Origin of the sequence: Rhizobium aethiopicum (assembly GCF_900094625.1) — a bacterium.
Classification (GTDB): domain Bacteria; phylum Pseudomonadota; class Alphaproteobacteria; order Rhizobiales; family Rhizobiaceae; genus Rhizobium; species Rhizobium aethiopicum.
Map to the genome: position 1 here is coordinate 495,911 of NZ_FMAJ01000001.1, position 23,875 is coordinate 519,785.

Consider the following 23,875-nt stretch of genomic DNA (forward strand, 5'->3'; position numbering starts at 1 on the left):
CACGACAGCGCGATCATCTGCCCGCTCGTAGCAAACTTCCTTGATTTGAATCAAATACAGCGGCCCGTCACCGCTGAAGGTTCGCCTGGGCCTTCGCGATGGCGTCGTGCGGTGGTGTTCACAGAAGTCGAGGAAGGCGGGCGCAGGATGTTCGGCGGCCCCGCCCTTTCGGACGTGATGTCAGCGGCTTCGGATATCGCCGTGTGAACCGGATCATCCGGATGCCGTATGCGATGCCAGCCAATCGTGGAACGCTGCAACTTCCTGCCGGCGCAACGCCTTTGGTGCAGCGACGATGTAATAAGCCCACTTTACCGGCCAGCGGATATCCGGCAACAGATGAACCAGCCTGCCGCTGTCGAGCTCCTGCGCCACGAGCGCCTTGCGAACGAGGGCGACGCCCCTCGCCGCGACAGCCGCCTGGATCACGGCGGCCGTAGAATTTATCTTCAATCCGCGATCCGGGGGAAGCTGGTTTACACACGACCTCACTAGCCATTCCGCCCATGTCGGAAAGTCGCCCCCCGGATGCGGCGTGCCGTCATGGATCAGCGTCTGTTCGACAATCCATCCGGCGGTTACGTCCCGATCAGCCGGCAGCAGCCGATTGTGGCAGACGGCGATGATCTCCTCGCTCATCATGAACGTCGACTTCACGTCCTTCCAGGAGCCCAGACCACAGCGTATGCCGATGTCGGCCTCGCCCTGGGCCAGATCGACGACCCTATCCGACACATCCAAGCGCACATCGATGTTCGGATAATGCGTCGAAAAATCGTCCAACCTTGCGAGCAGCCAGTTGGCGACCAGCGCCTGGGAAGCCGTTACCACCACGACCGATCTGGCTTTCCTGCCGCGAAGTTTCCGCAGCCCCGTCTCGAGAAGATCGAGTCCCTGGGCAATATCATCCAGCGCGTCCTGCGCCTCGTCGACAGGCGTGAGCCGTTCGGCGCCGGAGCGGCTTCGGCGAAACAGTGGATAGCCGACCCAATCCTCCAGCGAACGCACGAGCTGACCCACGGCAGGAGGCGTGACATTCAGCTCGGTCGCGGCGCCGACAAAGCTGCCGTGTCTCGCGGAAGCCTCCAGCGCCTGCAGGGACTTCAATCTGGTCAGCTCTCTCATCTCGCTCGCGACAAAGTTTTTCTTTGTTTACGCTATGTCCTGTTTTCCTCGCGAAATCAATCTCCCGCGCTACCCTGGCGGAAACAGGACGAGATTTGCGATATGGTGCTTCAGGGAAAGACGGCGTTGATCACAGGCGGCTCGAGCGGGATAGGTCTCGCAACCGCCGCAATGCTGCGCGATGGCGGTGCTCGCGTGGCCATTGCCGGGCGATCGCAGGACAAACTGGATCGCGCCGTGGGTGAACTGGGCGGTGACGTCGTTGCGATCTGCGCCGACGTATCCTCGCTCGATCAGCTGGAGCGGATGAGGACTGAGCTTCAGAATGCTTTCGGGTCCCTCGACATCCTTTTTGCCAATGCGGGCATGGCGCTCGGCACGCCGCTCGCGACGGCAGACGAGGAGACCTATCACACGCTCATGAACGCGAACGTGAAGAGTGTCTTCTTTACCGTTCAAGCCGTACTGCCGCTCATGCGGGAGGGTGGCTCCATCATTCTCAATACCTCCTGGCTGAACCAGGTCGGCACGCCGGGTCGGGCCATCCTTTCCGCGTCGAAGGCCGCAGTCCGCTCCTTTGCACGCAGCATGTCGGCGGAACTGATCGACCGCAAGATCCGGGTGAACGCCGTCAGCCCCGGATCGATCGAAACTCCTATTCACCGTGGAAAGAACCAGTCCGAGGAGGAATTCCGCGCCTATGCGGAGCGGGTCGGCGCACAGGTGCCGATCGGACGCATGGGCAGGCCGGAGGAAGTCTCAGCCGCCGTCCTCTTCCTCGCCAGCGACGCGTCGAGCTACATGCTCGGTGCCGAGATTGTTGTCGACGGCGGCAGATCGGAGCTTTGAACATGATGCTGAACGACGACCTCTCCAAGCGCGCACTCGTCCATGCCGGTCGGCTCGAATGGATGCCAAGCCCGACGAAAGGCGTGGATCGCCGGATGCTGTTTCGCATCGGCGGTGAAAAGGCTCGCGCCACCTCCATCGTGCGCTACGCCGCCGGCAGCGCCTTCCCGCATCATCAGCATCCGGGCGGCGAAGAATTTCTTGTCTTGGACGGCGTATTCCAGGACGAGAGCGGCGATTTCCCCGCCGGCAGCTATGTTCGAAACCCTCCCGGAACGGGCCACGCGCCCGGAAGTCAGGCAGGATGCGTGATCCTGGTCAAGCTGTGGCAGTTCAAGGAGGGTGACCGGGAGCGGATCATCCGCCTGCCCGGCGAAGGTCAGATCGGTGCGTTTAGCAAGGGGGTAACGTCATCGCGGATCCTCTTCGACGGAGCGGACGAGCGTGTAATGCTTGAGGACTGGCAGCCAAAAGCCGAAATCGAGCTATCCAATCCGAAAGGACTGGAACTGCTGGTGGTCGAGGGTTCGCTGACGGAGGCAGGCGACACCCTTGAACCGTGGAGCTGGCTGCGCCTTCCGCCGGGGCGGACGTTTCGTGCCCGGGTCGGAGATGGCGGCGCGAAAATCTGGTCCAAGTCGGCACCTCTGCTTCATAAGGACGTCTGTGCCTTCGACCAGAATGAAGAAAAAGGATGAGCGAGATGAAAGCTTGCAGGGTAGCCGTCGTCGGCGCCGGCCTCGCCGGGCTTTATGCAGCACGCGCGCTGCACGCTTCGGGTATCGACGTGATGGTTCTGGAAGCGCGGGATCGGCTCGGCGGACGCATTCTTACAACCGACGAACTGGGCAGGCCAGCGGAAGACGGTTTCGACCTCGGCCCGTCCTGGTACTGGCCGCAGATGCAGCCGGCCATGGAAACGCTGATCAGCGAACTTGGCCTCCCCTCCTTCGCACAGAACAGCGAGGGCGACGTGATTTTTGAGAGAATGTCGCGGGAGAAACCGCAGCGCTACCGGCCCACCCTGCAGGAGCAGCAGTCGCTGCGGCTTTCGGGGGGCACGGGATCGGCCGTGCACGCACTTGCAAAAGAGATACCTGCCGACCGCATTCTTCTCGATTCCACGGTGACGGCGATGGCCCTATCCGACGGCGGGGTTAATCTGACGGTGAAAAGAAGCCAAAAAAGCGCCGACCTTCGAGCCGAGCGGGTCGTTGCCGCACTTCCGCCGCGGCTGCTGGAGGCGAATGTGACCTTCAGTCCCGGCCAGGACGTTCAGACCGCCGTCCGCTGGCGCGACACGGCCACGTGGATGGCGCCGCATGCGAAGTTCTTCGCCGTCTATGACGAACCGTTCTGGCTGACGGCCGGATTGTCCGGCACAGCGCAGAGCATGGTGGGGCCACTCGTAGAAATCCATGATGCGACGAGCGCGTCGGGCAAGGCAGCGCTTTTCGGATTCCTCGGCATAGGCGCCGATCAGCGCGTCACGCTTGGTGAAGAGGTGCTGAAACAAGCCTGTCTGGCACAGCTCTCCAGGCTGTTCGGTGCCGATGCCCTCAAACCGCGGGCGGTTCTGCTCAAGGACTGGGCGGCCGATCCGCTAACGGCCACGGCTGCCGATCGCGTCGGCGGCGGCCATCCGCTGCCGGGCAGCGCGCAATGGGTGTCCGGTGCATGGAAGGACCGCCTCATCCTGGCCGGCAGCGAGACAAGCCCGTCCGAATCTGGTTACCTCGCCGGCGCCGTCATCGCCGCCGGCCGGGCGGTCGCCGACATCCTGTCGATCATGGAATGCAAATGAACTTCATGCATCACGCTCCCGCAACGGCAAGGCGAAACGCCTGGATCCTGACCGTTGCGCAAGCTTTCGGTGGTGCCAACGCCCCGATCGTCGTCTCACTCGGCGGCCTGGTCGGACAACATCTGTCGCCGGATCCCGATCTCGTCACCCTTCCGGTCAGCCTCCTCAACCTCGGGCTTGCGCTCGGGACGCTGCCGGCCGCCTGGGTGATGCGGCGGTTCGGGCGCAAGCCCGGATATTTGCTGGGTTCGACGATCGGCGTGGTTTCCGGCCTGGTCGCCGCCATAGGGATCATGCTCTCCAGCTTCGCAGTCTTCTGCCTTGGCACCTGCCTCGCGGGCTTCTACTCCTCCTACGTTCAAAGCTACCGGTTCGCGGCGACCGACAATATCACGGGATCGGAGAGCCAGAAGGCGATCGCCCGCGTCATGGTCGGCGGCCTTATCGCCGCGATCATCGGTCCGCAACTTGTCATCTGGACGCGCGACGCGCTGCCGGGGACACCCTTCGCCGGGAGTTTCTTCAGTCAGGCCGCCCTCGCCGCCTTGGCATTTCCAGTGCTTTTCATGCTTCGTGCGTCAGCCCCGCGGACCGCTCACGGACCGGAACATGCGCCGGAGCGGCCTCTCGCCGACATCCTGACCTCGTCGCGCTATTTGCTCGCCATTGCAACGGGTGTCGTCTCCTACGGGCTGATGACCTTCGTCATGACCGCCTCCCCGATCGCGATGGTCGGACACGGCCATTCTATCGACGAGGCCGCGCTCGGAATCCAATGGCATATTCTCGCTATGTATGGCCCGAGCTTTTTTACCGGCCGGCTGATGGTGCGCTTCGGCAAGGAACGGATCGCGGCCATCGGTCTCCTCCTCATCGGCGGCTCGGCGGCCGTTGCGCTCTCCGGTTTCGATATCGCCCATTTCTGGATTTCGCTGGTTCTGCTGGGGGTCGGCTGGAACTTCGGCTTCATCGGCGCAACGGCCATGGTGGCCGAGTGCCACACGCCGGCTGAACGCAGCAAAGTGCAGGGCGCCAATGACTTCATAGTCTTTGGAACGGTCGCCTGCGCGTCCTTCCTGGCCGGATCGCTGCTCCACAGCTCCGGCTGGGAAACGATCAACTGGATCGTGCTTCCGGCGGTCGCCCTGGTGCTGGTTCCGCTGGTCTGGCGGGCGGCACGCCCCGTCGCGATATAGGCTGACCTGGCCTCAAATCATCCGGCCTATTCCGGAAGACCCGCCTTGCGGTAACCATCCATGAAATGGTCAAGCGTCTGAGCGTCGCGAAATGGTTCGGTCGCCGCCCAGTGGCGGCTGGAAAAGCCAGGATTGGCGACAAGGAAGAGTTTGGTCTCCGCCCGCGCGTCGTCGAGCCGGCCGAGTTGGGCCAGGCTTGCCGCCAGGAAACGGCGGGAGCTTGTGCGATAGGTTTCGTCGTGACGCAGCGTCTCGACAGCGGCCTCGTACTGGCCGGCTGCATATAACGCCTGGCCGAGCGCCAGATAATACCAGCTTGCAGGAAAGGGATTGAGCCGGAACGCCTTGCGAGCATGCCTGAGACCTTCCTCAATCCGCCCAGCCAGAACCATGATGTCGGATAATGCGGCAAAGGTATCCGCCTCGTTCGGGTCGAGTTCGATTGCCTTAGCGAATTGCGCATCCGCCTCAGGGAAATCTCGTGCATAAGCAAGCAGATAGGCGAGGACCCAACGGCAACCGGCATCGTTCGGATCGATCGAGACGGCCTTGCGCGCCAGGTCCAGAGCAGCGTCGCGGTTCGATTCCGTCGGTCCGCCGCTATGGACCCATCCCATCCAGTGGTTCATGGCAAGCCAGCGATAGGCTTCGGCATAATCGGGATCGAGGGTGACAGCGCGCGTCAGCATCAGATGCGCTTCCTCAGCTGCCTGCGGGGAATCGTCCATCAGCTTGCGCGCCCGCACGCAGAGATCATAGGCCTCGAGGTTTTTCGGCCGATTGCGCGGCGGGGGTGCGCGTAGCCGGCCGAGCAGCGCCTCGACGATCCTTGCCGTCACCTCGTCCTGAACGGCGAAAATATCATTCAGGTCGCGATCGAAGCGTTCCGCCCAGAGGTGATCCCCGCTCGCCGCGTCGATCAGCTTGGCGTTGATGCGCACGCGCCCGGCGGCACGTCTTGCGCTTCCCTCCAGCAGGTAGCGCACACCGAGCTCCTCGGCGATCTCCCGCACCTCGATCGCCTTGCCTTTGTAGGCGAAGACCGAGTTACGGGCGATGACGAACAGCCCGGGCATCCTGGAGAGGTCGGTGATCAGGTCTTCCGTCAACCCGTCTGCGAATGATTCTTGTTGGGGATCGTTGCCAATATTCAGGAAAGGCAGCACAGCGATCGACGGCTTGTCAGGCAGCGGCAAGGTTTTTCGCTTCACGCCGCTGAGCCGATGCACCGCTCCCGTGAAGCGGTAGCCGACACGGGGAATCGTCGCGATCCATTCACCGCCGCCGGCGGACGGGCCGAGCAGCTTGCGCAGTTGCGCGATCTGGACGGTGAGATTGCCTTCCTCGACCGCCATGCCCGGCCAGGCCGCGTCCATCAGCTCGGTCTTGGCAAGGATTTCGCCTGGTCGCCCGACGAGCGCCCCGAGCAGCTTCAGCCCGCGGTGGCTGACGGCAACGGGATCATCGTTCCGAAGCAGCGTTCCCGCATCCGGATCAAGCACGAACGGACCAAAGGCAAAGCGCGATCCCTGCATAAGCGGATCTATAGTCCGTTTGGGAGTTTTTGAGAACTTTTTGGCGAGGCTTAATTACACCGCTTCCCCTAACCCGCAGAATTCACCTCTTTCACCTCAGGGGGCTCACCCCTCAGACCATCCCGACCTAAGAGGAGATCTGCATGACCGCCGCCAGCACGACATCACAGCGCGAGGATCAGGTTCCGTGGGCCGCGATGGCGGGAGTTATCGCGACCGTGACGGTGTTTGCCGTGGCGCAGGGGTTGACCTATCCGCTGCTGAGCTTCGTCCTGGAGCGGCAGGGACTGAGCTCAGGTCTGATCGGCCTCTCGGCAGCGATGACGCCCCTCGGATTCATCATATCGGCGCCGATCATTCCGGCGGTTTCACGCCGCGTAGGCGGCGCGCGGCTTGCAATCCTCTGTTCGATGCTCGCCACCCTGACCCTGGTTGCGATCGCCTGGACCCAGCACGTCTGGGCCTGGATGCCGCTGCGTTTCCTGCTCGGCTTCTTTGCCAATCCGCTCTACGTGATCAGCGAAACCTGGCTGATCTCGATCACGCCGGCGCCGCGCCGCGGCCGCATCCTTGGCCTCTATTCATCGATCGTTTCGGCCGGTTTCGCCATCGGGCCGCTGTCGCTGGGCCTTGTCGGCCCGGAAGGCTGGCCGCCCTTCATGATCGGCATCACGGCTTTCCTCGCCTGCGGCCTGTTCGTGCTTGCCGTTGCCCCACGCCTGCCTGATATGCCCGATGAAGGTGAGGCAACGTCGGTCGGCGGCTTTTTCGCGCTGGCGCCGCTGCTGCTGTTTGCGGTTTTCACGGCCGCCGCCTTCGAGCAGATTCTGCTTTCCCTGTTCGCCGTCTATGGAGCGGCGCTCGGTAGCGCCGAGGGGCGTATTGCTTCGCTCATCACCTGTTTCGTCGCCGGCAATGCCGTGCTGCAGGTCCTGCTCGGGCGGGCGGCCGAACGGTTCGGCGCGCCGCGCATTATGATGTTCTGTGTGCTGGCTTGCCTCGCCGGCTGCCTGTCGCTGGCGTTGAGCTTCACCACGTGGCTCGTCTGGCCGCTCGTCTTCGTCTGGGGCGGCGTCTCCTTCGGGCTCTACACCACATCGCTGATCCAGCTCGGCGAGCGTTTCACGGGCCAGACCCTGATCGCCGGCAACGCGGCTTTCGCCTTCGCATGGGGCATCGGCGGCATCGCGGGTTCACCTGCGGCCGGACTGGTGATGCAACTGATCGGGCATCGCGGACTGCCATTGTCCCTCGGCCTGCTCAGCTGTGTCCTGGCGGTGCTTCTATGGGTTGGGAAACTGCGGCGCTGATTGACAGCGCCGCACGTAGATCGCACGCGCAAGGCTGTTGATCCCTGCCCCTTGAAATCGTCAGTCGCTGAGATATATTACACGTTATATAACAATATATGCAGTTAGAGATCGGCATGGTCGAGGATGTGGTCCGAACGCTCGGCTTTCTATGTCTGGGCAGCCGGCTGCGGCGCATCGGGGAACGATTGCAGGCCGATACGCAGCAGATTGTCGACGCGGCCGGACTTGGCATTCAAGCCGGCCAGTATCCATTCCTCGCGGCGATCGATCGGGCCGGGCCGCTGACGATCGGCGAACTGGCTCAGTCGGTGGGCATCACCCAGCCCGGTGCGACGCGGACCATTGGCCAGCTTCTCGAACTCGGCTTGGTCGACATGCGGCCGGCGCCGGACGATCAGCGCCGCAGACTGGTGTCGCTGACCGACAAGGGGCAGGAACTTGTCAATTATTCGAAGACGACGATCTGGCCGCGCGTCGCGGCTGCCGTTGCGGATCTCTGCGGCGATCTCGACGGGCCTATCCTCGCGCAATTGGCAACAATCGAGGATGGGCTTGCGGCGGCGCCGCTCATTCGCCGGGGCACGACTGCTGCGTCGCGCGTCCTTTCAGACGCTGAGCAGGAGGAAGGACGATGAAACATGTGCTAGACCGGCCGATCTGGAGCGCGCTGCAGACGGCGCACGCCGATCTCGCCGAAGGCGGCAGATACGCGCGCCGTTATCCGCCTTCGATCGCTCCCTTCGCGGCCTCCGCGGACGATGGTCCGGAAAGCCTCGGAGCCCTCGAGAATCTACCTTCCGGCGATGAGAGAATGTTTCTCGTCGAGGCTGGACCAATCGCGCTTCCGTCAGGTCTAGTGGTCGTCATGGAGGCCTCGGTGACCCAGATGGTTGCCGAGCGCCCTCACGAGCGAATTTCGGATCCCCGCATCCAGCCACTGACCGAGGCTGATGCCGCTGAAATGCTCGATCTGGCGAGCTTGACCAAACCGGGGCCATTCACCTTGCGCGCCCAGAGCCTTGGCCACTTCTGGGGGATAAGGCATGAAGGCCGTCTCGTGGCCATGGCCGGTCAGCGTATGCGGCAGACGGGCTTCATCGAGCTCAGCGGACTTTGCACCCATCCCCATTTCCAAGGGCGCGGCCTCGGCAGCCTGCTCTTCCGTTTCGTTGCCGGTGAGATCGCATCCGGCGGCGACAAGGCCTATCTGCATGCCTACGCGGCGAACACGTCCGCCATTTCGCTCTACAAGGCGCAGGGCTTCGTGGTTCGGTCGGAGATGAACATGCGGGTGGTCAAACGTCGCCCATGACCGGCCCTCCCCATCGTTCGCAACGCAGTGTCAGGCCAATGTCATCGAAACCCTCTAAAGCGCGGGAATGAATTGACTGACGCGAGGTGCTTTCGATGGCGACATTGCAGCAGGTCGCGTTCCGGGCAGGATGTTCGCTGGCAACCGCAAGCAGAGTTCTCAACCGCAACGGGCCAGCCAGCGATCTGATGGTGCGCAGGGTGCGCCGCGCTGCCGCGGAACTCGGCTATCACTCGGCCGGGCGTCTCGGACGCAGGCCGGTGGTCGGCGTTTTAATCCCGAGCATCACCAATCCGGTCTTTGCCTCGTCGCTGTCAAGCATCCAGAACCGCATGCTGGTCGCCGGCCACGGTGTTCTGATCGCCCAGTCGAATTACGATCCGGCGCGCGAGGCCGATGCCGTCGCCGCACTTTTGAACGACCGGCCGACCGGACTGATCCTCACCGTCTGCGACCCGTCGACGAGCGAAGCGCTGCTGGCCCGGCTGCCACCGACCGTGCTTCTCAACAATCTGCCGACGGCGCAGTTTCCGGCAGCCGTCACCGCCGACAATCGCGGTGCCGGCCGCAAGCTCACGACTTTCCTGACGAGCATGGGCCACCGCCACATTCTCTTTCTCTCCGGCAATTTCGCCGCCTCCGACCGCGCCCGTCTTCGCTATCAGGGCTATCTCGATGCCATGGCCGAAAACGGCCTGACGCCTCTTGATGCGATCCAGATCTCCTTCGTCGGCGGCTACGACCAGCTCGATCTCAGCACGGCGATGAATTCGCTTTCGCCGACGGCGATTATCGCCTCCAACGATCTGCTTGCCCTCGGCGTCATCGGCGCACTGAAGCGCGAAGGGCTTTCTGTGCCTGGGGATGTTTCGGTCGCTGGATTCGACGGCATCGCCATCGGCCGGTTGATCGATCCGCCGCTGACAACCATCGAAATGCCGGATGCCAGCATGGGGGCGACGGCCGCCTCGCTGTTGCTCGACATGGCGGAAAATGCCGCCCCTGCCCGCCATCTCGATGTCGCCTACACGCTTCGCCGCGGCGGCACGGTGCGTGCCATCTGAGACGCTCCCAACAAAAAGGCCCGCCACGCGCTTGGCGTGGCGGGCCTTGCCACTTTGTCTGACAAGGAAGGCGATCAGCTGCGCGGCAGCATGCCCTCAACGTCGGCGGCCGCGTCGTCGAGCGCTTCCTTTGGTTCAGCCGACTGATCGACGATGCGCGAGAGGTTGTCGACGATCGTCTGCGTGACCTTGACGCCGTTCGAGCCGGGGAAGGCATACCAGGGGATCATCACCGGCATCTGGCTGAGGCCTGCCTGGAACAGCGGGTTCTGCTTGTAGAAGTAGCCGAGATATTCGGGCGACTTGGCGGCGAGCTCGTTGTTCGGCACATAGCCGGTGCCGGGGACGACGACGGAGGCGCCGTAGGGGCCGGCAGCGAATTTCGCGAACTTCCAGGCGGCATCCTGCTTGGCGGCGTCATGGGTCAGGATGACGACGGCGTTGCCGCCCGTGGGCAGGCGGCCGTTGACCGGATCGTTCAGCGGGATCTTGGCGGTGCGCAGATCGAACTTGTTGCCGACATTCTTGATCGTGTTACGCAAGGCGCCGGTCGTCTGGAACTCGAAACCGACCTTGCCAGCGGCGAAGGCCTGCTCACCGGCCGGTTTGGTGAAGACCGGCATGCCACCTTCAGTGACCATGCGATGCAGGATTTCGACAGCCTTCTGGCCTTCCGGACCGTTGAAGGCAACCTTGCTTTCGTCGTCGCTCAACATCTTGCCGCCGGCGCCGAAGAGGAGTGCGGAAAACATCCAGTCGTCGCCCTGCCAGCGGAAATCGATGCCGTCGACGCCATTGCCGAGCGCCTTGATCTTGCCGCCGAGCGCGATGACCTCATCCCAGGTCTTCGGCGGATTGTCCGGATCGCCGCCGGCCGCCTTCACCAGGTCGGCATTGTAATACATGATCGGGTTGGAGGTCGCGAAAGCGAGACCCACCTGCTTGCCCTTGACCTGTGCGAGCTTGAGGATCGTGTCGGAGAAGCCCTGCTCTGCCATGTTGCCGTCCTTCTGGACGAGCGGGCCGAGGTCGACGGCGACGTCGCGTTCGTCGAGCATGCGCAGGCGGTTCAGACCGATGAAGGTGATATCGGGCATTTCGCTGGTGCCGACCTGGCGAAGGATCGTCTGGATGCCTTCTTCATAGGTTGCGGATGGGCTGGCGAACTGGATCTTGATGTCAGGGTTTTCTTCCATGAACTTCTTCGAGATCGTGTCCATCACGTCCTTAAAGAAGCCCGGCATCGGGTAATGGACCGTCAGCGTCGTCTCGGCTTGCGCCGGAAGCGCGATTGCCAGGGATACGGCCGCTGCGGCGAGAAGCTGGGTGATATGTTTCATCGCTCGTTATCCTTGAGTTGAAGCCGGTCAGCCTTTCAGACCGGTCATGGTGATGCCCTCGACGAACCGCTTCTGGGCAAGCAGAAAGGCGACGACGAGGGGAAGGGTAATGATGAGGGTTGCTGCCATCAGCGCGCCGTAGTCGTCGCCGGCCTCGGCGGCGCGGAAATACATCAGGCCAAGCGGCGGCGTAGCGTAGTCCTGCCGGCTGATGACGATCAGCGGCCAGTAGAGGTCGTTCCAATGGGCTACGACTGAGAAGATGGCAAAGGCTGTGACCGCCGGCCAGGCATTCGGTACTATGACCCTGGCGACGATACCGAGTTCCGACATGCCGTCGAGACGCGCGGCATGAATGAGATCGTCCGGCATGGCGCGGAAGAACTGCAGGAACATGAAGATCGCGAAGACTGAAATGCTGAAGGGCGCGACCAGGGCGGCATAGCTGTTGAGCAATGCCGCTCGATCGAACGCGACATAGAGCGGCAGCGCGGTCGCATGGATCGGCACCAGCAGACCGAGCATGACAAGCGCCATCATGGCGCGGGCCGCACCAAAGCGCAGCTTCGCCATCGCATAGGCGCAGGGGATCGCCACGAGCACCTGGAAGAAGAAGATGAGCCCGCAGACGGCGACGCCGTTCCACAGGAGGCGGCCCATCGGCACCCGGCTCAAGGCCTTGGTGAAGTTCTCGACATAGGCGAGATGCGCCGGAAGCAGCGACAGCGACGAGGTGAAGATGTCGCTCTGCGTCTTGCCGGCCGCCGAGATCATGAAGATGTAAGGCGCCAGGAAGACCATCGCCCCGATGGAGAGCAGGCTCAGGCGGATGACCCTACCAAGGGAAAAAGTGCCGGCCATCATGTGTAATGCACCCGGCGATCGAGAAGGCGGTACTGCAGGAACATCAGCACCACGAGGATCAGGAGGAAGACGACCGTCATCGCTGAGGCGTAACCGACGCGCAGATAGACGAAACCCTCCTGGTAGATGGTAAAGAGCAGCACTTCGGAGGCCTTGTTCGGGCCGCCCTCCGTCAGCGTCTTGACCGTCTCGAACACCTTGACTGCATTGGTGATGCTGATGGTGATGACGAAGAGCGTCGTCGGCCCGAGCATCGGCCAGGTGACCAGCAGGAAGCGGTCGAGCGACGACCTAGCGCCGTCCACTTCGGCTGCGGCATAAAGCTCGCGCGGGATTGCGGTGAGCCCGGCCAGAAACAGCACCATGTTGAAACCGGTCGATTGCCAGACGCCGATGATCGAAAGGCTGTAGAGCACCGTTCCGGAACTGCCGAGCCAGTTCGGGCCGGGCAGTCCGGCAAGCGCCAGCAGCGCGTTGAGCGGTCCGATGGTCGGGTGAAACATGTATTGCCAGACGGTTGCCATGGCGACGATCAATGAGGCGACCGGAAGGAAATAGGCGGTGCGGAAGAAGCTGCGCGCCGCGGTCTCGCTTTCGATCAGCATGGCGATGCCGAGACCGAGAAGGATCGAGACGGGCGCGACGATCGCGGTATAGACCGTCGTATTCCACAGCGACTTGCGGAATGTGCGGTCGGTGATCAGATGAGCGTAATTTTCGAAACCGACAAAACGGAACTTGCCGTAACCGAGTTCGAAATCGGTAAAGCCGAGCAGGATGACCGCCGCGACCGGCAAAAGCACGAAAAGGAAAAGCAGGACGATCGCCGGCAGCACCAGCATCCAGGCGATGCGGGCCTCGCTGCGCCGATGCGCAACGGCGGCCTCACGCGGCATGGCGATAAAGGCGACGCTAGCCATGGGCGCGCTCCCGCTGGGGGTCGCCGGCATCGGCAGAGCCGAGCTGGGCATCGGCAGAGCCGAGCCCGGGATCCCCGGTCGCAACGCTACCGGCCAGCCGGCTGCCGTCTTCGGCAAAGATCAGCGTGCGGCCGGGCGACAAGCGAAGTCCGACTGCATCGCCGGCTACAAGGCCCGCTGCTTCGGAGGGTTGAACCTTGGCGATGAGGGATTCCCGGATCCCTTCGAGCCGGCAATGGAGGACGACTTCGGAGCCCAGGAACTCTACGCGTTCGATCCGCGCGGCAAGGCCATCATGCCTGTTTTTAGAAAGAAAGACGAATTCCGGGCGAATGGCGAGCGTGACCGGCTTCTTCCCGCCGGGCGCATTTTCGAGCGTCAGACGCAGGCCACCGCAGAGGATAACGCCGCCTTCGGCAAAAGCGGAAAGCAGGTTGATGCGCGGCTGGCCGATGAAACGGGCGACCTCGATATGGGCGGGATCGTCGTAGATCACCTCGGGGCTTGCGATCTGCAGCAATCGGCCGCCCATCATCACGGCCACCCGGTCGGCCATCGAAAGCGCTTCCGCCTGGTCATGGGTGACATAAAGCGTCGGCACGCCCGCACGCCGATGAAGGTCGACGATTTCGCCGCGGGCATGGACGCGCAGGTTGGCGTCGAGGTTGGAAAGCGGCTCGTCCATCAGGAAGACGCTCGGCTGGCGCACCATGGCACGGGCGAGCGCCACGCGCTGGCGCTGGCCGCCCGACATCTGGCCGGGCTTGCGGTCGAGCAGATGGTCGATCTTCAGCGAGGTCGCCATATCGCGGACGTCGCGGGCGATTGCCGCGCGCGTGGCGCGCTGACCTGGCAGCAAGGAGCCGATGAAGGGCAGCCGCTGCATGTTCGACAGCCGGCGCATCGCCAAGGGTACGGCGATGTTCTGCGACGCTGTCAGATGCGGATAGAGCGCGTAGGACTGAAAGACCATGGCGATGTTGCGGTCGGCGGCCGCAACACCGGACATATCTCGACCGCCGATCAGGATTTCGCCGCCATCGGCGTGGTCGAGGCCGGCCAGGACGCGCAAGAGCGTGCTCTTGCCGCAGCCGGAGGGGCCAACCAGCGCGATGAATTCACCGGCCTCGACGTCGAGGCTGACGCCATCGAGGATCTGGTTGCCGCCGAAGGCCTTGGTGATGCCGCGAAGCGAGAGCGCACTCATTCGACGGCTTCCCGCTGCTTGACCGCCTGGGGATAGACCTCGTGGACGACGTCGTCGAGCACATAAGCGGTCATCCCCGGAACGGCGACGATCTCGCTGTCGACCGATGTATCGAAGTCGTGAACGACGGCGCCGATCAGGCGTTCCCCCGGCATCTCCCGCTCCATCTTGTCGATGATGAAGGCAGCCGAAGGGCCCCAGGTCAGCCGGGTATTGTCGAAATGACCCTGCCAGGCCCAGTGAAGGTGGCCGCTGGCAAACAGCGCCACGTCATGGGCCGATATCAGATCATAAAGCCGCCGGCGCTGAGCCGGGCGAACGCTCCAGTAGCCGGTATCGCCTTCATTGGGCGCATCGACGAACAGAGGCTTATGCGCGAAAAGTACCACGCGTCGCCCTGCCCTACCTTCGAGCGCCTTGGCGAGCCACTCGAACTGGGCCTCCTCCTCATCATCTTCATGTCCGAGAAGCAACGAATTCAATCCGATGAGGCGCCAGCCGGCCGCATCCTCCAGCCAGCGATCGTCACCGGCAAGGCTGCGCCAGCGAGCCAGCCGCTCGGCATTGACGGGCTGGTCCGAACCTTTGAGGTGGCCGACATCGTGATTGCCGGGAACGATCAGCATCGGGATCGATACCTGGCGCATGAGATCCATCGAGAAGACGATGTCCTCGTCCTTGTCGGCACCGTCGACAGTGAGATCGCCGGTATGGACGATCAGATCGGCGCCGGTCTCCTCGATCCAGGTCAGAAGCGGCGCCCAGTTGCCGTTGAAATGCGGCTTGCCGGGGCTGAAATGGGTGTCGGTGATCTGAATAATTTTCATGAGGGCGCGCGTCTCCGAGAACCTCGGAAGCGTCTCATCGACGCTCCCTTCTCGGGCCCTCTCTAGAAGGCTCCCATGTCAATCAGACATCCGCAGTTTTCAGCTGTTTTTCAGTTTTGACATCAATCCGTCATGCAGGCGCAGGCCGGCTCCGGGAAGGAGCCGGCCAATCTGCAGGATTGGGTGAGATCAGTGACGCGGCGCGTTGGCGGGAATGGAGGACACGGTCGCCGAAACCGGATCGCTTGCCGGAAAGGTGTCTTCGAGACCTTCGTTCAGCTCCTCTTCCAGCGTCTCGCTATCGTGGGTCGAACGTGCGCTCGGCTGGCCGACAAGGCCCTTGCTGCCTTCGTCGAAGTTGCCGTTGCTCAAGGCGTCGTACCGGTTGATGCTGCCGTCTGCGCCGCGGCCGGGAAAGGCGGTCAGCTGAACCATCATCACCTTGGCGTGGTCGAGCGCGGTCGAGTTGTCGAGCTCGCCATGAGAATTGTCGATTTTGACGGCAATCGACTCTCCGCCCTCGCCCAGGAATTCCACGGTGAAGAAGTTGCCGGACTGTGTCACGCGCGTATCAATCAGCTGCATGGGAACCTCCTAGTGTTCGTGCCAAGTCAACGGCGATCAGCATCAGGAGTTCCACGGCAGCGGCATTTCAATGTGGATGCACGGCGCGCCGGTTTGCATGGGCTCGACACCCGACGGGCAGTTATGGTTAATTTATTAATAATAATTCCGGGTTTACAATTGGAACCATGCGGCCTTTCCGAGTGTTGATGCTGCGCCGTGGAGGAACCCCGATGATCCTGAAAATCCTTGCCCCCAAGATCGACCCCGATTGCCATGATACCGGCACCTACGCCGACGGAATCTTCGCCGAAAACCGCATCGATATTTCACGCCGTGACGGCCATCGTCGCTCGCCGCACGAGCGCGATTACGGCGCCGACAGGAAACTGGAAAACCTGCCGCTCGGCTTCGCGTAAGCAACCTTCGGAAGATCACGACCTGCTCTTGCCGGCCGGATAGTACCGGCCACATTCTCCCTCTGACGCCATTCGTGCAGGTTGGGAGAAGCCTTTGCCCTGGATCGCTTACATCGCCCATTTCATCGCCGCGGCATTTCTGGCCAACGGCATCCCGCATTTCGTCAACGGCGTCAGCGGCCGGTCCTTTCGCACGCCATTCGGCAATCGAAGTTCGCCCATGGTAAATGTCATATGGGGCTGGGCGAACTTCCTCTTCGCCTTCCTGCTCTTTGCCAATATCGGGCCGCTCTATATCGGCACTCCGGGCGATACGATCTTCGTCGCGGCCGGCATGCTCGTCACCGGCATCCTGCTCGCCCGCTTTTTCGCAGGCGGCGCGACGTAGCAGTTTGTTGATAAAGTCCCCTCGTCATGCTCGATCTTGTGCCGAGCATCTGAGCACCGTAATTACCTGACAAAAAAACTTTTAATTTCAGTCTCCTAACTGGATGTGCGTAGATCCTGGGCACAAGGCCGAGGATGACGTCACGGGTTGCAATGGCTTGTCAGCAGCACGCCAGAGCATTTCCTCCGCTTATGTTACTTGCATGATGATAGTCACTCCTGTAGTGACATCTGCCATGCAGCGGACAAGTTTCAGCCAGTTCAAATGCCCGGCGGCGCGCGCCCTCGACAGCGTCGGCGACTGGTGGAGCATTCTCATCCTGCGCGACGCCTTCCAGGGGCTGTCGCGCTTCGACGAATTCCAGAAAAGTCTCGGCGTTGCCCCGAACATCCTGACGCGGCGATTGAAACATCTGACGGATCAGGGCTTGTTCGAACGACGGCTCTACCAGGAGCGCCCCGCCCGCTACGAGTATCTGCTGACCGAGAAGGGCCGCGATTTCTTCCCGGTGCTGATGGCGCTGTTTTCCTGGGGGAGCCGGCACATTCCGGAAGAGGATCTCGCCTTTCTGCTCAGCGATGCCGCTTCCGGCAGATTGCGCGAGACGCTGCTGGTCGATGCCCGGACCGGCGAAGAAGTAACGCCCGAAAACACCAGCCTGCTTGCTGGCCCCGCAGCCGACGACGAGGTGCGCGAGCGGATCGCCCGCATGCGCGCCTGGTATCTCGGCATCGACGCATAGAGAGGAAAATATCATGGATCGCATCGTTGTCACCGGCATGGGACTTGTGTCGCCGCTCGGCACCGGCGTCGAGCCCGCCTGGAAACATCTCCTCGACGGCGCCTCCGGTCTCAAGGTGCTGCCGGAGGATGTCGTCGGCGAGCTTCCGGCCAAGGTTGGCGGTGTCGTTCCTGGCATCGTCTGGGATGTCGAGGCCGGCTTCGACCCTGACCGTTACATCACACCCAAGGACCAGAAGAAGATGGACCGCTTCATCCAGTTCGCCATAGCGGCGACGGACGAAGCGGTGAAGCAGGCCGGCTGGATGCCGATTGACGAAAGCAGCCGTGAACGCACCGCAACGATCATCGCCTCCGGGGTCGGCGGCTTTCCGGCGATAGCCGAAGCGGTGCGGATCGGCGAGGCGCGGGGCGTGCGGCGGCTGTCGCCCTTCACCGTGCCCTCCTTCCTCGTCAATCTCGCCGCCGGCCAGGTCAGCATCCGCTATGGGTTCAAAGGGCCGCTCGGCGCACCGGTGACCGCGTGTGCCGCCAGCGTCCAGGCGATCGGCGATGCGGCGCGGCTGATCCGCGCCGGCGAAGCAGATGTGGCGATCTGCGGCGGTGCCGAGGCCTGCATCGACAAGGTGAGCCTCGGCGGCTTCGCCGCTGCGCGTGCGCTTTCCACCGGCTTCAATGAAACGCCAGAACTGGCCTCGCGGCCATTCGACACGGCGCGCGACGGTTTCGTCATGGGCGAAGGCGCCGGCATCCTAGTGATCGAGACGCTGGAACATGCGCTTGCCCGCGGCGCCACACCACTTGCCGAACTCGTCGGCTACGGCACGGCGGCGGATGCCTACCACATGACCGCGGGCCCCGAAGATGGCGACGGCGCGCGCCGGGCGATGGAGGCAGCACTCAGGCAGGCGAAAATTCCGGCCTCGGAGGTCAGGCACCTCAACGCGCACGCGACTTCGACACCGGTCGGCGACAAAGGAGAGATCGCTGCGATCGGCACGGTCTTCGGCCGCAATGGCGCCATTGCCGTCAGCGCAACGAAGTCCGCGACCGGCCATCTGCTCGGCGCGGCCGGCGGGCTGGAGGCAATCTTCACCATTCTTGCGCTGCGCGACCAGATCGCGCCCCCAACTCGCAACCTTGTTGAAGCCGATCCGGCCGCCGAAGGCATCGATATCGTCGGCAAGACGGCGCGGCCGCTGGCGATGGATTATGCCATCACCAACGGCTTCGGCTTTGGCGGCGTCAATGCCAGCGCGCTGTTCCGGCGCTGGTCTTAAGGCGTTGCCCAGTTTTGCTGGAATTACGCCAGAAATCGCCTACACTTCGCTGCTATCTATCGGGGATCTTCCCGATAGAGCCGGAGATAATCCATGCGCGCCTTCTTCGCAGTTCTCATCCTGTGTGCCGCGTCCCTCCTCTCCACCGCCTCAGCCCGCGCCGAAGATCCGATCGAAACGACACGGACGATGATCGAGGAACAGATCAAAGCCTTCCTCAACGAGGATGCCGAGACCGCCTATTCCTTTGCCGCTCCCGGCATCAGGGAGATGTATCCCGACAAGAACCTGTTCTTCGCCATGGTGAAGAAGAGCTACGAGCCGGTCTATCATCCCGGCAATTACGCCTTCGGCCGCAGCCGCTCGATCGACAATGGCGCGCTGATCTATCACGAGGTGCTGATATCTGGCCGCGACGGCAAGGACTGGACGGCGATCTACCAGATCACGCGCCAGCCGGACGGCACCTACAGGATCAACGGCGTACAGATCATGCCCGATGCGGACAGCAAGGGTATCTGACGCGGTGTGCCGCCGTCAGAAGTCGGCCGGTTACACGGTGGCGTTGCGCTAACAATTTCGAAATCCTCCCAAGGTAATAAGAGCCACCGGAGGGTCGTTAGCGTGAACACTGGCAAGCAATTTTTCACAGCTCTTGAAGGGTTGCGGGGAATTGCAGCCATCATGGTCATGTTCCTGCATACGGGTGGCACCCTTGGCCCGCTGCCGGCAAATATCAGCTATCTAGGCGTAGACTTCTTCTTTCTTCTGAGCGGCGTCGTTCTCGCAAATTCATACGAAAAGCCATTGTTGGCGGGAGAGATTTCGCCTGCCGGATTTCTCCTGCAGCGCATCATTCGGCTTTATCCGCTCTATCTTCTTTCGCTTCCGATTGGCCTTCTCAGTTATGCGCTTCAATTCGGCCTGGAGCCGCTGGCAGGCCTTCTTCCGAGGGCGCTCCTGTTCATCCCAAACCCAAATCCAGAAGGGCCGTTCCCTTTGAACGGGCCTAGCTGGTCGCTCTTCTTCGAGCTCTGGGCCGGATTGCTGTTCGCCCTTGTTCTGATCAGACTATCGTTCAGAACCGTGCTTACCATCGCCCTGGGGACTGCCTGGATCACCACATATGGGGCATCGATCGGAGGCAATTTCGATATTGGCCACCAGCCAGGCTACTTGGGATTTGGCTTTTCGCGAGTGCTGTTCTCGTTCTCGCTCGGGATCTGCCTCTACAGGCTATTTGCTGTCCGGAAACCGACTGCCGCCAATGGCAACATGACTGGCCTCATTGTCTGTGGTTGTTTGATTCTGATCACAAACATTCCGGCCAGCGCATTCTTCGGATTCCCGTATTTCGACCTCTTCATATGCCTTGTTATTTTCCCGGCAATCGTTTGGGCTGCAATGCGCACGACGCAGACGGGCTTCATTGAAATGATATTCCGCTGGCTGGGAAGGCTTTCCTATCCGATCTATATTCTGCATGGGCCTATCTTCAGCCTGCTGGATTCACTGCGGCGAAGGGGCTTCGACCTTCCTGCCTCTCCAGCAGCCGGGATGGTCGTCGTTGTGGCAATTTTCATCGTGGCTGGCATCGCCACCGTTTGCTTCGACGAGCCCGTGCGCAAGAAGCTCAAAATGATGGTTTCGCCCAATCCACCTTCTACGGCTCCTCAATCAGCAGCCTAAACTGCGAGGAGCAAATCTGAAATGTCGCGACGCGCTTTGCCCGATTAAGCATCTCTGCAGATTGAAGTTGTGTCCGCCACCCCCCGAACGTACAGACCCTATGTCTTTCTATCGGGGTGAAACTCAATGCCTATGTCATTCAAGTGGTCGCTCGCAGCCATCATGATCGGCTTTGCCGCATGTCGGGTGTTGCGCAGGCGGAATCCTTCTCAAGACTTGCACAGCAAAATCACGCCCTCGGAAAACTGACCAAAGGAAAGGCTGGTGGATACGGCTGGGTCGTTTCCAACGGCAGCAAGCGGTTTTTCTGCCGGCTGAATGCCAGCTTGGCTTACGTCAACAAAAAAGAAATGGTGGGCATTACGTCGAGCGGACGGCTTATCAAGGTGGACCGCGCGACGTTTGAGGCATCGATCGGCGGCCCTGACCCGTCAATACCGCAGTGGAGCGAGCTTCAAGCTGGCCGCGTCAAGCCGGCTGATGTCGGGAGTTGTACAGCCGCTCGCTGATGAATCACCCGGGCGAAAAGCCGCAGCAAGATGCTAGCGCATCGGGCCGATGCGTTCATTCAAAGTGTTACAGCGTCCTTTGCGCGTCTGGCACGGTATCACAGCGCGGGCGATCAGACCGGGTCAAGATCGCCCCTCGCCCATTCCTCCATCGTTTCGGCCATGAAATCGGCGAAGCGGCCCTCGGCGATCGCCTTGCGGATGCCCTGCATCAGTTCCTGGTAATAAGCGAGATTGTGCCAGGAGAGCAGCATGCCACCGAGGGCTTCGTTGGCGCGAACGAGGTGGTGCAGATAGGCGCGCGAATAGTCGCGCGAGGCCGGGCAGTTCGACTGTTCGTCGAGCGGGCGCATATCCTCAGCATGGCGGGCATTGCGGATATTGACCTTGCCACGGCGGGTGAAGGCCAGACCATGGCGGCCTGAACGGGTCGGCATGACGCAGTCGAACATATCGATGCCGCGGGCGACGGACTTCAGAATATCGTCCGGCGTGCCGACACCCATGAGATAACGCGGCTTTTCGAGAGGAAGGACCGGCAGCGTCGTTTCCAGCATCTGCAACATGACATCCTGCGGCTCGCCGACGGCGAGGCCTCCAATCGCATAGCCCTTGAGGTCGAGCTCGCTCAACGCCTTGGCGGAACGGACGCGCAATGCCGGAATATCGCCGCCCTGGACGATGCCGAACATGGCTTTGCCGGGCTGCTCGCCAAAGGCGACCTTGCAACGCTCGGCCCAGCGCAGCGACATTTCCATGGCGCGCTCGATCTCCTTCGGCTCGGCCGGCAGCGCCACGCATTCGTCGAGCTGCATCTGGATGTCGGAGCCGAGCAGACCCTGGATTTCGATCGAGCGCTCCGGCGACATGTGGTGCAGGCTGCCGTCGACATGCGACTTGAAGGTGACGCCCTGCTCGTCGAGCTTGCGTAAGCCGGACAGCGACATCACCTGGAAACCGCCGGAGTCGGTCAGGATCGGGTGTTCCCAGCGGATCAGCTTGTGCAGGCCGCCAAGGCGGGCGACACGCTCGGCCGTCGGGCGCAGCATCAGGTGATAGGTGTTGCCGAGGATGATGTCGGCGCCGGTTTCGCGCACCTGGTCGAGATACATGGCCTTGACGGTGCCCACCGTGCCGACCGGCATGAAGGCCGGCGTGCGGATCGTGCCGCGCGGCATGGAAATCTCACCGAGACGGGCGCCGGCATCGGTCTTCTCAAGCGTGAATTGGAAGTTCTCTGTCATCTAGTCTTTCCGGAAAAGAAGGCTCGCGTCGCCGTAGGAGTAGAAGCGGTAGCCCGTGGAAATGGCGTGTTCATAGGCCGCATGCATGGTTTCGAAGCCGGCGAAGGCCGAGACCAGCATGAACAGCGTCGAGCGCGGCAGGTGGAAATTGGTCATCAGCATGTCGACTGCCTTGAAGCGGTAGCCGGGGGTGATGAAGATGCCGGTGGCGCCGGCCCATGGCTTGATCTCTCCGCTTTCCCCGGCAGCGCTCTCGATCAATCGCAACGAGGTCGTGCCGACACAGACGATACGCCCGCCTCTTTCGCGCACCGTATTCAGCCGCGCGGCGACTTCGGCACTGACATAGCCGCTTTCGAGATGCATCTTGTGATCGTCGGTATCATCAGCCTTGACAGGCAGGAAGGTGCCGGCGCCGACATGCAGCGTAACAAAATGCCTTTCTATGCCGGCCCTGTCGAGCCCTTGGAACAAGCCAGGCGTGAAATGCAAGCCGGCCGTGGGGGCTGCGACGGCGCCCTCCTCGCGGGCATAGATCGTCTGGTAGTCGGCTCGGTCGCGCTCGTCCTCGGGGCGCTTGGCGGCGATATAGGGCGGTAGCGGGATATGGCCGACGGCGGCGATCGCCTCGTCGAGCATCGGGCCGGAAAGATCGAAGGCGAGCGTCACTTCGCCCGCTTCGCCCTTTTCCTCCACCGTGGCATCGAGCGAGCCGATCATGCAGCTTTCTCCGCTGTGGCCGAAGGCGATGCGATCGCCCTCCTTGATGCGCTTGCCTGGTTTGGCAAAGGCTTTCCAGCGGCTGGGACCGACGCGCATGTGCAGCGTTGCCGAGACCTGCTGGCCGCCGGCGCCGTCGCGATGGCGGATGCCCTCGAGCTGGGCGGGAATGACCTTGGTGTCATTGAAGACCAGCGCGTCGCCGGCGTGCAGAAATGACGGCAGATCCGAAACACGATGATCCGAGAGCGCGCTTGCCGCTTTTGCATCAACGACAAGCAGGCGCGCGCTGTCGCGGGGCTCGGCGGGCCGCAGGGCGATGCGCTCCTCCGGCAGATCGAAATCGAAAAGGTCTACGCGCATAGGTGCACTTTCAGGCAAAGCGAAACCCGCCCCGCGCTCTCGCGCAAGGGCGGGTTCCAGCAGAAATCACAATCAAACGTCGGCGGCAACCCGCAAGGAGACGATCGAGTCCGGATCGGAGACCGGCTCGCCGCGCTTGATCTTGTCGACATTGTCCATGCCTTCGATCACCTGGCCCCAGACGGAATACTGCTTGTTCAGCCAAGGGGCGTCGGTGAAGCAGATGAAGAACTGCGAGTTGGCCGAGTTCGGGTTCTGCGAACGCGCCATCGAGCAGGTGCCGCGCACATGCGGCGTGGCGGAGAACTCAGCCTTCAGGTCCGGCTTGGCGGAGCCGCCCATGCCGGCACGGCCGGGATTGAATGTTTCCGAGCCCTTCTTGCCGTACGCGACGTCGCCCGTCTGGGCCATGAAGTCCTGGATGACGCGGTGGAAGACGACGCCGTCATAGGCCTTCTCGCGGGCGAGCTCCTTGATGCGGGCGACATGCTCCGGCGCTACCTGCGGCAGAAGCTGAATGACAACCTTGCCCTTGGTGGTTTCCAGAATGATGGTGTTCTCAGGATCCTTGATCTCGGCCATTGCCTTCTCCTCTTCTTTTC

26 protein-coding genes are annotated in these 23,875 nt (G+C 62.2%); 15 read left to right on the forward strand and 11 right to left on the reverse strand.

Features of this window, described 5'->3' with window-relative positions; genetic code table 11:
• Window positions 1–213: 213 nt before the first annotated feature.
• On the reverse strand, window positions 214–1,125 hold the full coding sequence (locus GA0061105_RS02525) for a LysR substrate-binding domain-containing protein (protein ID WP_092747787.1): 912 nt from the start codon (window positions 1,123–1,125) through the stop codon (window positions 214–216).
• 105 nt (window positions 1,126–1,230) lie between these two features.
• Here GA0061105_RS02525 and GA0061105_RS02530 point away from each other — a divergent pair, with 105 nt between their 5' ends.
• From GA0061105_RS02530 to GA0061105_RS02545, 4 genes are read left to right on the forward strand one after another with little or no spacing between them, the layout of a single operon-like run.
• Window positions 1,231–1,974 carry an SDR family oxidoreductase gene (locus tag GA0061105_RS02530; RefSeq protein WP_092748309.1) on the forward strand — a complete coding sequence of 248 codons (744 nt, stop codon included), beginning with the start codon at window positions 1,231–1,233 and terminating at the stop codon, window positions 1,972–1,974.
• A gap of 2 nt (window positions 1,975–1,976) precedes the next feature.
• A complete protein-coding gene (locus GA0061105_RS02535) occupies window positions 1,977–2,672 on the forward strand; it encodes a cupin domain-containing protein (protein WP_064691629.1) in 696 nt (231 codons plus the stop codon).
• A gap of 5 nt (window positions 2,673–2,677) precedes the next feature.
• A complete protein-coding gene (locus GA0061105_RS02540) occupies window positions 2,678–3,778 on the forward strand; it encodes a flavin monoamine oxidase family protein (RefSeq protein WP_092748311.1) in 1,101 nt (366 codons plus the stop codon).
• Window positions 3,775–4,974 carry an MFS transporter gene (locus GA0061105_RS02545; protein WP_092747789.1) on the forward strand — a complete coding sequence of 400 codons (1,200 nt, stop codon included), beginning with the start codon at window positions 3,775–3,777 and terminating at the stop codon, window positions 4,972–4,974. Before GA0061105_RS02540 ends, GA0061105_RS02545 begins: the two co-directional genes overlap by 4 nt.
• Window positions 4,975–5,000: 26 nt before the next feature.
• On the opposite strand, the gene GA0061105_RS02550 is transcribed toward GA0061105_RS02545, so the two are convergent.
• Window positions 5,001–6,509 (reverse strand): winged helix-turn-helix domain-containing tetratricopeptide repeat protein, encoded by a 1,509-nt coding sequence (locus GA0061105_RS02550; RefSeq protein ID WP_092747791.1) that lies wholly within the window; start codon window positions 6,507–6,509, stop codon window positions 5,001–5,003.
• Window positions 6,510–6,652: 143 nt separating this feature from the next.
• Here GA0061105_RS02550 and GA0061105_RS02555 point away from each other — a divergent pair, with 143 nt between their 5' ends.
• The 4 genes from GA0061105_RS02555 (at window position 6,653) to GA0061105_RS02570 (ending at window position 10,198) form a co-directional block, all read left to right on the forward strand.
• The gene (locus GA0061105_RS02555; protein ID WP_167358505.1) at window positions 6,653–7,819 is read left to right on the forward strand and encodes an MFS transporter; all 1,167 of its coding nucleotides are present in this window, start codon (window positions 6,653–6,655) and stop codon (window positions 7,817–7,819) included.
• 116 nt (window positions 7,820–7,935) lie between these two features.
• The gene (locus GA0061105_RS02560; RefSeq protein WP_092748315.1) at window positions 7,936–8,457 is read left to right on the forward strand and encodes a MarR family winged helix-turn-helix transcriptional regulator; all 522 of its coding nucleotides are present in this window, start codon (window positions 7,936–7,938) and stop codon (window positions 8,455–8,457) included.
• Window positions 8,454–9,134: a GNAT family N-acetyltransferase gene (locus GA0061105_RS02565; protein WP_092747793.1), complete on the forward strand. Its 681-nt coding sequence runs from the start codon at window positions 8,454–8,456 to the stop codon at window positions 9,132–9,134. The genes GA0061105_RS02560 and GA0061105_RS02565 overlap by 4 nt, the downstream gene beginning before the upstream one ends.
• Before the next feature lie 95 nt (window positions 9,135–9,229).
• Window positions 9,230–10,198 (forward strand): substrate-binding domain-containing protein, encoded by a 969-nt coding sequence (locus GA0061105_RS02570; RefSeq protein ID WP_064691624.1) that lies wholly within the window; start codon window positions 9,230–9,232, stop codon window positions 10,196–10,198.
• Between the two features lie 74 nt (window positions 10,199–10,272).
• Here GA0061105_RS02570 and GA0061105_RS02575 read toward each other — a convergent pair whose 3' ends face one another.
• The 6 genes from GA0061105_RS02575 to GA0061105_RS02600 form a co-directional block, all read right to left on the reverse strand.
• Window positions 10,273–11,538, reverse strand: a complete 1,266-nt coding sequence (locus GA0061105_RS02575) for an ABC transporter substrate-binding protein (protein ID WP_092747795.1) — start codon at window positions 11,536–11,538, stop codon at window positions 10,273–10,275.
• Window positions 11,539–11,565: 27 nt separating this feature from the next.
• Entirely contained in the window at window positions 11,566–12,402 is an 837-nt protein-coding gene (locus tag GA0061105_RS02580; protein WP_092747797.1) for a carbohydrate ABC transporter permease, read from the reverse strand.
• Window positions 12,399–13,322, reverse strand: a complete 924-nt coding sequence (locus GA0061105_RS02585) for a carbohydrate ABC transporter permease (RefSeq protein WP_064691621.1) — start codon at window positions 13,320–13,322, stop codon at window positions 12,399–12,401. Before GA0061105_RS02585 ends, GA0061105_RS02580 begins: the two co-directional genes overlap by 4 nt.
• Window positions 13,315–14,529 (reverse strand): ABC transporter ATP-binding protein, encoded by a 1,215-nt coding sequence (locus GA0061105_RS02590; protein ID WP_092747799.1) that lies wholly within the window; start codon window positions 14,527–14,529, stop codon window positions 13,315–13,317. Before GA0061105_RS02590 ends, GA0061105_RS02585 begins: the two co-directional genes overlap by 8 nt.
• Window positions 14,526–15,356: a metallophosphoesterase family protein gene (locus GA0061105_RS02595; protein WP_092747801.1), complete on the reverse strand. Its 831-nt coding sequence runs from the start codon at window positions 15,354–15,356 to the stop codon at window positions 14,526–14,528. The genes GA0061105_RS02590 and GA0061105_RS02595 overlap by 4 nt, the downstream gene beginning before the upstream one ends.
• 189 nt (window positions 15,357–15,545) lie before the next feature.
• Window positions 15,546–15,941, reverse strand: a complete 396-nt coding sequence (locus GA0061105_RS02600) for a hypothetical protein (RefSeq protein ID WP_064691618.1) — start codon at window positions 15,939–15,941, stop codon at window positions 15,546–15,548.
• A 212-nt stretch (window positions 15,942–16,153) separates the two neighbouring features.
• Between GA0061105_RS02600 and GA0061105_RS02605 the strand changes: the two genes are divergently transcribed.
• From GA0061105_RS02605 to GA0061105_RS02635, 7 genes are all read left to right on the forward strand, one after another.
• Window positions 16,154–16,339 (forward strand): hypothetical protein, encoded by a 186-nt coding sequence (locus tag GA0061105_RS02605; protein WP_064691617.1) that lies wholly within the window; start codon window positions 16,154–16,156, stop codon window positions 16,337–16,339.
• 94 nt (window positions 16,340–16,433) lie between these two features.
• Window positions 16,434–16,727 (forward strand): hypothetical protein, encoded by a 294-nt coding sequence (locus GA0061105_RS02610; protein ID WP_064691616.1) that lies wholly within the window; start codon window positions 16,434–16,436, stop codon window positions 16,725–16,727.
• Between the two features lie 235 nt (window positions 16,728–16,962).
• Entirely contained in the window at window positions 16,963–17,469 is a 507-nt protein-coding gene (locus GA0061105_RS02615; protein ID WP_064691615.1) for a winged helix-turn-helix transcriptional regulator, read from the forward strand.
• Window positions 17,470–17,482: 13 nt separating this feature from the next.
• Entirely contained in the window at window positions 17,483–18,748 is a 1,266-nt protein-coding gene (fabF, locus tag GA0061105_RS02620) for a beta-ketoacyl-ACP synthase II (protein ID WP_092747803.1), read from the forward strand.
• Window positions 18,749–18,841: 93 nt separating this feature from the next.
• Window positions 18,842–19,270: a DUF4864 domain-containing protein gene (locus GA0061105_RS02625; protein ID WP_092747805.1), complete on the forward strand. Its 429-nt coding sequence runs from the start codon at window positions 18,842–18,844 to the stop codon at window positions 19,268–19,270.
• Window positions 19,271–19,372: 102 nt separating this feature from the next.
• A complete protein-coding gene (locus GA0061105_RS02630; RefSeq protein ID WP_092747807.1) occupies window positions 19,373–20,437 on the forward strand; it encodes an acyltransferase family protein in 1,065 nt (354 codons plus the stop codon).
• A gap of 116 nt (window positions 20,438–20,553) precedes the next feature.
• On the forward strand, window positions 20,554–20,946 hold the full coding sequence (locus GA0061105_RS02635; RefSeq protein ID WP_245304204.1) for a hypothetical protein: 393 nt from the start codon (window positions 20,554–20,556) through the stop codon (window positions 20,944–20,946).
• 113 nt (window positions 20,947–21,059) lie between these two features.
• Here the strand turns inward: GA0061105_RS02635 and tgt are convergent, their stop codons facing one another.
• The 3 genes from tgt to GA0061105_RS02650 form a co-directional block, all read right to left on the reverse strand.
• Window positions 21,060–22,190, reverse strand: coding sequence for a tRNA guanosine(34) transglycosylase Tgt (gene tgt / locus GA0061105_RS02640; protein ID WP_064691610.1), 1,131 nt, complete (start codon window positions 22,188–22,190; stop codon window positions 21,060–21,062).
• Window positions 22,191–23,273 carry a tRNA preQ1(34) S-adenosylmethionine ribosyltransferase-isomerase QueA gene (gene queA / locus GA0061105_RS02645; protein WP_092747809.1) on the reverse strand — a complete coding sequence of 361 codons (1,083 nt, stop codon included), beginning with the start codon at window positions 23,271–23,273 and terminating at the stop codon, window positions 22,191–22,193.
• Window positions 23,274–23,345: 72 nt separating this feature from the next.
• Window positions 23,346–23,855, reverse strand: a complete 510-nt coding sequence (locus GA0061105_RS02650) for a peptidylprolyl isomerase (RefSeq protein ID WP_092747811.1) — start codon at window positions 23,853–23,855, stop codon at window positions 23,346–23,348.
• Window positions 23,856–23,875: the final 20 nt, after the last annotated feature.